Annotated in this window: 9 protein-coding genes; 3 read left to right on the plus strand and 6 right to left on the minus strand. The window is 71.3% G+C overall.

Annotated features, from left to right (window positions below; all coding sequences use genetic code 11):
- Positions 1 to 75 precede the first annotated feature (75 nt).
- The gene (locus WH85_RS45055; protein ID WP_157411632.1) at positions 76 to 993 is read right to left on the minus strand and encodes a Rossmann-fold NAD(P)-binding domain-containing protein; all 918 of its coding nucleotides are present in this window, start codon (positions 991 to 993) and stop codon (positions 76 to 78) included.
- Positions 994 to 1,002: 9 nt separating this feature from the next.
- Here WH85_RS45055 and WH85_RS45060 point away from each other — a divergent pair, with 9 nt between their 5' ends.
- Positions 1,003 to 1,407, plus strand: coding sequence for a winged helix-turn-helix transcriptional regulator (locus tag WH85_RS45060; RefSeq protein WP_245674379.1), 405 nt, complete (start codon positions 1,003 to 1,005; stop codon positions 1,405 to 1,407).
- A 120-nt stretch (positions 1,408 to 1,527) separates the two neighbouring features.
- On the opposite strand, the gene WH85_RS45065 is transcribed toward WH85_RS45060, so the two are convergent.
- The 3 genes from WH85_RS45065 to WH85_RS45075 are packed head-to-tail and all read right to left on the minus strand — an operon-like array spanning position 1,528 to position 3,871.
- The gene (locus WH85_RS45065; RefSeq protein WP_157411633.1) at positions 1,528 to 1,794 is read right to left on the minus strand and encodes a hypothetical protein; all 267 of its coding nucleotides are present in this window, start codon (positions 1,792 to 1,794) and stop codon (positions 1,528 to 1,530) included.
- A gap of 54 nt (positions 1,795 to 1,848) precedes the next feature.
- Positions 1,849 to 2,145: an ArsR/SmtB family transcription factor gene (locus WH85_RS45070; protein ID WP_245674380.1), complete on the minus strand. Its 297-nt coding sequence runs from the start codon at positions 2,143 to 2,145 to the stop codon at positions 1,849 to 1,851.
- 22 nt (positions 2,146 to 2,167) lie between these two features.
- The gene (locus WH85_RS45075) at positions 2,168 to 3,871 is read right to left on the minus strand and encodes a putative bifunctional diguanylate cyclase/phosphodiesterase (protein WP_045748370.1); all 1,704 of its coding nucleotides are present in this window, start codon (positions 3,869 to 3,871) and stop codon (positions 2,168 to 2,170) included.
- A 337-nt stretch (positions 3,872 to 4,208) separates the two neighbouring features.
- Here WH85_RS45075 and WH85_RS45080 point away from each other — a divergent pair, with 337 nt between their 5' ends.
- Positions 4,209 to 5,069 (plus strand): hypothetical protein, encoded by an 861-nt coding sequence (locus WH85_RS45080; RefSeq protein WP_045748371.1) that lies wholly within the window; start codon positions 4,209 to 4,211, stop codon positions 5,067 to 5,069.
- Between the two features lies 1 nt (position 5,070).
- On the opposite strand, the gene WH85_RS45085 is transcribed toward WH85_RS45080, so the two are convergent.
- Entirely contained in the window at positions 5,071 to 6,306 is a 1,236-nt protein-coding gene (locus tag WH85_RS45085; protein WP_045748372.1) for an alpha-amylase family protein, read from the minus strand.
- A 68-nt stretch (positions 6,307 to 6,374) separates the two neighbouring features.
- Here WH85_RS45085 and WH85_RS45090 point away from each other — a divergent pair, with 68 nt between their 5' ends.
- Positions 6,375 to 6,974 (plus strand): TetR/AcrR family transcriptional regulator, encoded by a 600-nt coding sequence (locus tag WH85_RS45090; RefSeq protein WP_045748373.1) that lies wholly within the window; start codon positions 6,375 to 6,377, stop codon positions 6,972 to 6,974.
- Between the two features lie 103 nt (positions 6,975 to 7,077).
- On the opposite strand, the gene WH85_RS45095 is transcribed toward WH85_RS45090, so the two are convergent.
- Complete coding sequence (locus tag WH85_RS45095; protein WP_045748374.1) at positions 7,078 to 8,976, minus strand: endo-1,4-beta-xylanase; 1,899 nt, start codon at positions 8,974 to 8,976, stop codon at positions 7,078 to 7,080.
- Between the last annotated feature and the right edge of the window lie 272 nt (positions 8,977 to 9,248).

Below are 9,248 nucleotides of genomic sequence, written 5' to 3' on the forward strand. Positions count from 1 at the left end.
TCGACCGCCACACCTACAAGGCCACCACCAGCATCAACGTCGTCACCGACGAGCCTTGACGCATGAGCCATCCGCCTAACTGAACGGCGTTGCGACTAGCCGGGCCACGACCTCGTAGGCACGATCGGCGTCGACCGGGTCGAAGTCGGGGCCGTCCACCGGGATCGGGGTGCCACGGCGCAGCGCGGTCAGCGGTGCAGTCGGCGGGCGGGCCGGCGGGTCGGCCGGCGAAATGGTGGGTGGGCCGGCCTGCGGAACCGTGAGTGGGCCGGCCGGCGGAGCGGTAGGTGGGCTGGATGGCGGAACCGTGAGTGGGCCGGCCGGCGGAACGGTAGGCGGGCCGGATGGCGGAATGGTGAGTGGGTCGGTGAGCAGCGGCATCAGACGGTCGGCGGCGGTCGTGGTGGAGGAGGCGAACAGGCGGGCGGCCACCGCCAGCAGCGTGCGGGTGGGCTGCCGCAGGTGCCGGTGCAGGCCGCTGTCGACGAACAGCGGGTTGTACAGGACGTACCGGATGCGGCTGGTCGGGTCGCGGCGGGTGAAACCGGCGCCGAGCAGGTCGTTCATCCGGGTGCCCTGCAGGACCGCGCGCATCATCCGGTACTCGCGGGTGAGTTGCAGGTCGTCCCAGTGGATGACGCCGCCCTTGATGCCGCCGGTCCCGGTCAGGCTGAGGATCATCGGATGGTCCGCGCGGTTCAGGGCGGGGCGCAGGCCCTCGGCGAGCAGGTACCGGGCCAGCACCATGATGGCGAAGGACCGTTCGAAACCTTCGGCGGTCTCCACACGCTGCGGGCTGAACGCCCCGGCGGACAGGACCAGGGTGTCGATCCGGTCGGGGAGTCGCCGGATCAGGGCGTCGGTGGCGGCGACCGAGGTGAGATCGGCGTCGGCGCTGCCGAGGGCGATCACCCGATCACCGCGTTGTCTCAGGCGGGCGGCGAGGGCGCCGCCGATGCCGCGGGTCCCACCCGCGATGACCACTGTGCGCATACTGCGATGGTGGACAACGCGACGGTGGTGGCGAAAGAAGGCACATTGATGTCCCCGGTGATCGCGCTGCCGGTCACGCCCGCCGACCGGCAACGCTGCCCGGCGACGGACGTGCTGGCCCGGGTCGGGGAGAAGTGGACGATCCTGCTGCTGGCGATCCTGCGGGACGGGCCGCGCGGATTCAACGAACTGGACCGGCTGGTGCAGGGCATCAGTCGGCGCATGCTCACGCGTACCCTCAGAAGCCTGGAATCTGATGGTCTGATCAGCCGCCGGCAGGTCGATCAGCGGGTGGAATATGCCCTGACCGGTCTGGGTCGCTCCCTGTTGCCGCTGGTCGTGGCGGTGGGGGAGTGGGCCGTGGCGCACGCCTCCGAGATCGACCAGGCCCGCGCGGCAGCCGGTCAGCGGTGAACACAAAGCCGGTCAGCGGTGAACACAAAGCCGGTCAGCGGTGAGCCCAGAGCCGGTCAGCGGTGAACACAAAGCCGGTCGGCGGTGAGCCGAAGCCGGTCAGCGGTGAGCCGGAGCCGGTCAGCGGTGATTGGTGGGGCCGCAGACGAGGTGCCCGTCGCGGTCGAAGGCGTAGACCCAGGCACCTTTGGTCGTGTCGCGGTCGTCCTTCCACCTGACGAACAGTTCACCGGGCCGCCCGTGTGTGGCGGCGCTCCATGGTGCGGCCTCGTCCGGGCCGAGTTCGCGAACGCCGGACAGCCGGTGCCGCCGCACGTTGCGATCCCGCGATCGGGTCGTCCGGTATGCCCGGTTCAGATGCTCGAACTGTGGTCGATCCGCGCTCATGCACCCCACCCCCGTGCCGAGAAGTGTCCTCAGCCACCATCCAAGAGCGCCACGTCAAGTCCTCGATCCGTCAGCCGGCCAGGGCTGCTCCCAGAAGCGGCGGTAGGGGGCCAGCCACGCGTCGATCTCGGCGAGAGGGGCGGGGTTCAGTTCGTACCACCGGCGTTGGGCCTCGGGCCGGACCCGGACCAAGCCCGCCTCGCGCAGGGCCCGCAGGTGTTTGGACGTGCCGGGCTGGCTGAGGCCGAGCTCGGCGGTCAGCTCGCCGACCAGGCGCGGCCGGTCCAGGAGCAGGTCGAGGATGCGGCGGCGGGTGGGGTCGGCGAGCATGTCGAAGGTGGTGGACTGCACCCACCGCAAAATACCGGTACAGCTATATAACCGCAACGGCATTTATGCCCACCGCGGCGGGTACGTCCTCCGGGTGCACCGGCCGGCACAGGTGATAGCCCTGCCCGAGATCGCAGCCCAGCGCCCGGACCGCCTGCCGCTGGAACTCGGTCTCGATGCCCTCGACGACGGTCCGCAGCCGCAACGTGCGGGCCAGGTCCACGACCGCCCGGACCACCGCCAGGTCCTCACGGGTCGGCTCGGCGCGGCTCAGGAACGCCCGGTCGATCTTCAACTCGTCGACCGGCAGCCGCCGCAGGTACGACAACGACGAGTACCCGGTGCCGAAGTCGTCCACCGACACCCCGACCCCGAGCGCCTTGAGATCACTGAGGCAGGCGATCGCCGCCCGCGGGTCACTCATCAGCACCGACTCGGTCAGCTCCAGGATGACCGCCGAGGCGGGCAGACCGCGGCGGGCCAGGATCCGCTCCACGTCCTCGGCGAACACCGGGTCGGTCAGCTGCCGGCCGGACACGTTGACGTTGAGGGTCAGCTCCGGCATCGTGGCCCGCCAGCGGACCGCCTGCTCCCCGGCGGTGTCCAGCACCCACCGGCCGATGTCGCGGATCAGCCCGTTCTCCTCGGCCATCGGCACGAAGTCGCCCGGGGACACGTACCCGCGCTGGGAGCTCTGCCAGCGCACCAGGGCCTCCACCCCGGTGGCCTCGCCGGTGGCCAGCGCGAACAACGGCTGATACTGCAGGCGGAACTCGCCGAGTTCGACGGCCCGCTGCAGGTCGCCGTCGAGGGTGAGCCGGGCCAGCGCCTCGGTGTGCATGTGCGGCGCGTACACCACCACCTGCCCGGCCCCGGCCTGCTTCGCCCGGTCCATCGCGATGTCGGCGCTGCCGAGCAGGTCGCCGGCGGACGTCCCGGAAGAGGCCGTGGCCACCCCGATCCCGGCGCCGACGAACACGTCGTGCCCACGGACCGGGAACGGCTGCCGGATCGCGTCGACGATCCGGTACGCCACCGGCAGCGCCTCGTCCGTGGTGGCGTCCGGCAACAGCACCGCGAACTCGTCCGAGCCGAGCCGGGCCGCCGTTGCGTCCGACGGCAGGCAACCGCGGATCCGGGCGGCGACCAGGCCGAGCAGCTCGTCGCCGGCCGGATGCCCGAGACTGTCGTTGACCGCCTTGAACCGGTCCAGGTCGACGAAGAGCACACTGACCGGGCCGTCCGTGCGTAACCGCTGGTCGAGCGTCGCCAGGAACGCCGCCCGGGTGGGCAGTCCGGTCAGCGCGTCGTGGCGTTGCCGTCCGCCGCCGGTCAGGGTGCGGCTGTGCAGGGCCAGGACGAGGCTCTGCGCCATCGCCTGCAGCAGCTGCCGTTCCCGGGAGGCGAACGGTTCCGCGGCCCGCGCCACCAGCAGCGTGACCGGGCCGAACCGGGCGGACGCCAGATGCAGCTCCCGCCCGTCCAGGTGCAGCAGCGGCCGGTCACCGGCCGCGGCCAGGGCGGCGCCGAGTGCCTCGCTCCCCGCGCCGGAGGAGAAGCCGCCCGCGCCGGAGGAGAAGCTGCCTGCGCCGGCGGCGACCAGGCCGTTCCGCAGTACCGCCCCGATCTCGCCGGCCAGTGTCTCCGCCGCCTGTTCCGCGGCGACGGTGAACGCGGCCTGCTCGCCGGCCTGCTCGCAGACCGCGGCGAAGAACGCGGTGAGCCGGCGCGCCGACCAGTCGCTCACGGAGGGGTCACCCGGAGTTCGACGGCACGTTCCCGGACACCGCCGGACTGTTCCGGTGCCCGGTGTCCGATCGGGGAGCTCATACCGCTGCGAATCGGCAGCCGGATCCAGGAGCTGAGGCGCACAGCAGATCCGGCCCACCCGGCGTTCTCCTCGTGGCGCCCTCGACACCCACGGCCTGGTCGAGCACGCCCAGACCCGGGCGGCGGGCATCCGCCGCCGCCGGCGTCTCTTCGCGGGTACGGCCACCGCACTCGCCCTGGTTGCCGCCGGTGTCACCGTTCCGCTGGCACTCGGTGAGCAGAACCGCACCGGACTACCGCCGGCCGCGACCCCGGTGTACCGCACCCCATCGCAGTTCACCCTGGAGATCGCCGCCGGCTCCGGGTTCCGGATCATGAACCGGGAGAGCCAGCGCGGCGTCGAGTCCGCCATGGTCCGCAACAGCGCGATGGTGGCCGCGGACCGCCCGGAGAACGTGCCCGGCTACGCCGGCGCCGACGTCTTCGCCTTCGACCCCGGTGCCTTCGACCCGGCTGCCCTGCAGCGCGGCGAGAAGATCACCGTCGGGGGCCGCCCGGCGTTCTTCACCACCGGCCTGACCCTGCCCGACGGCATCAACGGCAACATGGTCGTCGGCGCCACCACCGGCGTCGGCTGGCAGACCGACCAGAACGCGTGGGTGGTCGTCGCCGGCGACCCCGAGGACACCCGTGAGCAACTGCTCCAGGTGGCCGAGGGGGTCCGCCTGCACGCTCCCGAGGAGGCCCGTGCCCCGTTCCGGTTCACCGGCCTGCCCGCCGGCCAGGAGCTGACCTTCCTGTCCCTGACCGGCGTGCACGTCCAGATCGGGTTCGGTGAGGGCGGCGTCCCGTCGGTGGCCGGTCTCCCGCGTCAGCTGCCGCTGTCGGCTCACGTGTATCCGACGTCGAACCCGGACTGGTCCGCCATCAGCCACGACCTGGGCGAACCGACCGTGATCGGCGACTTCGCCACGTGGTACCCGCCCCGCCCCAACGGCACCTACGGCGGCACCGACACCGGCGCCGACATGATCGTCCGAACGGGCGGGTGCGTCCTGGAACTGCACACCGACAACCGCATGCAGATCACCCGGCAGGACCTGACCGCCGTGGTCGAACACACCACGATCGGCGACTGCACCGACCCGGCCGGCTGGCTGCCCCTGATCGGCTGAGTCAGCCCCGCTGACTCCACAGGGCCTGGCCGGACCGGTCGCGGATGGTCACCGCGGGCGGGCCGGCCAGGTCGATCTCCACGTCCAGGTGGTCGTCGCCGGAGCGGGAACGGGTGCGGTAGACGTAGCGGGTGTTGGTCAGCTCGCGGCTCTCGGTGGTCGCGGTGGTCAGCCACGGGTGGCGGCGGCGCAATCCGATCAGCTCCTGGTGCGCACGGTGCACGTCCTTGCCCCAGTCGGCCAGGCCGGCGGGCTGTTCGGGGAACTCCGGGCGCACCGCGTCGTCGCCGCCGATCCGGTCCTCCTTGACGCCGGTGAAGCCCTGCTCGTCGCCGGCGTACACTGACGGGATCCCGCCGACGGTCATCACCACCGCGCAGGCGGCCACCGCCCCGTCGGCCCCGGCCAGGCTGGCGATCCGGGTGACGTCGTGGTTGCCGGCGAAGGTGTTCGGCACGAAGGTTTCCAGGAAACCGTTGTGCCGGGTCAGCGCCCAGTCCAGTTCGAACAGGTTGCGGTCCCGCAGGCTGGACCAGAGGGCCTTCCACAGCTCGTACTGGGTGACGGAGTCGACGCCGGACGCCGCCACGAACCCCGGGTAGTCGCCGTGGATGACCTCGCCGAGGAACCACGCGTCGGGGTGCTTCTCCCGAACGCGGGGCAGGACCCGGGACCAGAAGGCCGGATCGACCGAGTACGCCGCGTCCAGCCGCCACCCGTCGATCCCGCGGTCCAGCCAGTGTTCCAGGACCGCGGCGGTGTAGTCCACGGCCTGCGCGGACCGGTGGTCGAGCCGGGCCAGGCCGGGGTGCCCCTCGAAGAGCCGCGGCGTGCGGGCCGCCCAGTCGATGTCGAACAGGCCGGCGGCCGGGCTGTCCGGGCCGTCGCGCAGCGCCCGCAGCAGCTCGGGGTGGTCGCTGCCGACGTGACTGAAGACGCCGTCGAGCACGATCCGCAGCCCCCGCGCCCGGCAGGCCGCCACCAGGTCGTCGAAGTCGCCGTCGTCGCCGAGCCGCGGGTCGATCCGGAACTGGTCGAGGCTGTCGTATCCGTGGGTGGCGGCGGCGAAGACCGGTCCGAGCAGCAGCCCGGAGGCGCCCAGCTCGATGGCGTAGTCCAGCCAGGGCAGCAGGCGGCGCAGCCGGGGTGCGGGGGACGGGCCGGCGTCGCGGATCGGCGCGCCGGTGAAGCCGAGCGGATAGACGTGCCACCAGATGGCGTGGTCGACCCAGGACATGGCGCCTCCTATTGAACCGGATTCACTAACGTTAGTGAGGCTAGTTCAATAGGCGCTAGGATGCCACCGTGGCACGTACCGACCGGCAGCCCCGCCAGCGACTCGACCCGGACGAACGGCGGGCCGCGATCCTCACCGCGGCCGCCGTCGAGTTCGCACGCCAGGCGTACCCCCAAGTCAAGATCTCCACGATCGCGGCGCAAGCCGGCGCCTCCGACGCTCTGGTGTACCGCTACTTCGCCGGCAAGGACGACCTCTACGCGGAGGTCGTCCGCCGCGCCCTGCGGGAACTGCTCGAACGCCAGGACGCGGCCCTCGCCGCGCTGCCCGCCGGGGTGCCGGTGCGAGACCGGGTCCGCGCGATGGTGATCGTCCACCTGGACCACGTCGCCGAACAGCCGGCGTCCTGGGCGCTGCCGCTCAACCACCCGTCCGTCGTCGACGGTGTCCGTGCCGAGGCCCGCCGCGACCAGGTGGAGCACCTGCGGAGCCTGCTCGCGCCGAACGAGCAGCTGCGGCACGCGTACGCGCTGTGGGGCTGGTTCGGTCTTCTGGATGCCGCCTGCCTGCACTGGGCCGGCCGGGGCTGCCCACCGGACGACCGCTGGTCCCTGATCGACGCCGCACTGGGCGCGCTGGAAGGCGCCCTCGGCGACTGGGCGGCCTGAATTCATGTCCGATCTCGGACTGATCGCGCAGTTGATGTCCCAGTTGTGAGGAAATGATCCTGCGGCGCCCACTCGTGCCAAGCGGGCGCCGCCTCCGGATCGCTCAGAGAACGGTGCAGGCCGTCCCGTTCACGGTGAAGGCCGTCGGCGCCGGGTTGCCGCCGGTCCAGCTGCCGAGGAAACCGGCCGTCGCCGAGCCGCCGCCCGCGACCGCCCCGTTCCACGACGTGTTGGTGACGGTCACCGCCGTCCCGGACTGCGCCACCGTGCCGTTCCAGAGCTGGGTGACGGTCTGCCCGCCGGTGAACGCCCATGTCAGGGTCCAGCCGGTCCAGGCCGTGGTCCCGGTGTTCGCGACCTTCACCTCACCCTGGAACCCGCCGGTCCAGCTGCCGGTGACCCGGTAGGTGACGGCACATCCCGAGGTGCCCGGAGGTGTCTGTTCGATCTTGGACGGGTCCACCACGCCCCAGTATGCCGACTTGGCCTGGAGCACCGTGTCGAACAGCAGCGGCGCGTCCTTGCGGGTCACCGGGAACGTGTCCAGCCAGGTGTTGTCGTCGGCCAGTCCCCACAGCGTGACCGAGGTGATCTCCCCGGCGAACTCGCGGAACAGCGCGAACATGTCCCGGTACACGTACGCCTGCTGCAGCAGCCGATCGGCCGGCGGCGCCGGGAACGACTCGCCGCTGCCGGTGTAGATGCTCACGTCCATCTCGGTGATCTGCTGCTCCACGCCCAGCGGCACGAACTTCTGCAGCATCGCCCGGGTGTCGGCCACCGACGGCCAGCTCACGTTGATGTGCATCTGGTGCCCGACGCAGTCGACCGGCACACCCTCCGTGCGCAGCTGCGACACCAGGGCGAACAGGGCGTCCCGTTTGGCCGCGACGTTCGTGTTGTAGTCGTTGATGCACAGTGTCGCGGCCGGCAGCACCTCCCGGGCCACCCGGAACGCCGTCCGGATGTAGTCCAGACCGGTCACCGTGAACCAGGTGCTGCGGCGCATCCCGTCCGCCTGGCTCTCGTCGATCACCTCGTTGACCACGTCCCACACGCCGATGTCGTCGCCGTAGTGGCCGGCCACGTTGCGGATGTGGTTCTCCAGCCGGCCGAGCAGGAGTTCCTTGTCCTCGGCGGTGGCCGTCATCGGCTGGCCGTCGGCGCCGAGGAACACCCAGGCCGGTGTCTGGTTGTGCCAGACCAGGGTGTGCCCGCGGACGGCGGTGCCGTGCGCCTTCGCCCAGGCGATCAGCGGGTCGGCCTGCGTGTAGGTGAAGGTGTTCTCGCTGGGTTCGGTGGCGTCCCACTTCAGCGCGTTGCCCGGTGTGACGCTGGCGAAGTGCTTGGCGAGCAGCTGACCGTGTTCGGTCACCGTCTCGGCCCCGGTGATCGCCGCCCCGACCGGGAACTCGGTGACCACGTCCTTGACGCTGGGGATGTCGGTCTGGATCGGCAGCGCCGGCACGTAACTGGCGGTCACGTCGTCGATGAAGAACGCGCCGGTCGTCGACGCGGTCTCCACGTAGATCCGCAGGAACTCGACGTCGGTGGCCAGGGTGTAGCGCCCGGTCAGGTTCGTCCAGCCGCCGGAGGTGACCGCGGTGTTGCCGGCCACCTGGTCGTAGGCGGCGACGCCACCGGTGCGGCGTTCCACGCTGAGCCGCGCGTTGTCCGAGCCGGACGCCGTCCGTACCCACACCGAGATCGTGTAGGCGGTGCCCTTCACGAACGTGTCCAGCACGTCGAGCGAGGGTCCCTGCCAGGTCGCGGTGCGCCCGCTGACCGACAGGCTGCCGGTCCCGCCGTGCGCGACGGTGGTGCTGGGCGCCAGCGTCTCGGCCGAGCGTCCCGCCCAGCCCTGGACGGTGCCGTCCTCGAAGTCACTGGTCAGGACGGTGATCGGGGTGGGGTCGGCGACCGCGCTCGCGGCCGCCGTGACGGCGGTGAGAGGAGCCGCGACCAGCAGGGTGGTCACGGCCAGCCGCGCGAGTGCGCGCATGTGCCGGCTCCTTCTTCTCCGGGGGTACGCCGGAAGCCTCTCCGGGGACACAGGAAATTCATCGACAGTCATCGTTGCATGGGAGCGCTCCCGTTACAACGGCGTGAACGGCGCGTTTCCGCGGCGCTGACGGACTGCCGGGGAAATGCGGATGCCCCGCCCGGCCGTGATCACTAGCCTCGGCCCTTCGTTAAGGGTGTCCAAGGACTGGGCCGGAAATAGAGAAGTGCCCTCTGGTCAGGGAAAATAGGGCTTGTCGAGAGTCCTGTTAA

The sequence above is a fragment of the Actinoplanes rectilineatus genome (assembly GCF_000962825.1).
In the GTDB taxonomy this organism is placed as follows: Bacteria; Actinomycetota; Actinomycetes; order Mycobacteriales; family Micromonosporaceae; genus Actinoplanes; species Actinoplanes rectilineatus.

Excerpts from the sequence above, each read along its gene's own strand:
- WH85_RS45065 (WP_157411633.1), bottom strand. The coding sequence starts at position 1,794 with ATGAGCGCGGATCGACCACAGTTCGAGCATCTGAACCGGGCATACCGG.
- WH85_RS45055 (WP_157411632.1), bottom strand. The coding sequence starts at position 993 with ATGCGCACAGTGGTCATCGCGGGTGGGACCCGCGGCATCGGCGGCGCC.
- WH85_RS45085 (WP_045748372.1), bottom strand. The coding sequence starts at position 6,306 with ATGTCCTGGGTCGACCACGCCATCTGGTGGCACGTCTATCCGCTCGGC.
- WH85_RS45095 (WP_045748374.1), bottom strand. The coding sequence starts at position 8,976 with ATGCGCGCACTCGCGCGGCTGGCCGTGACCACCCTGCTGGTCGCGGCT.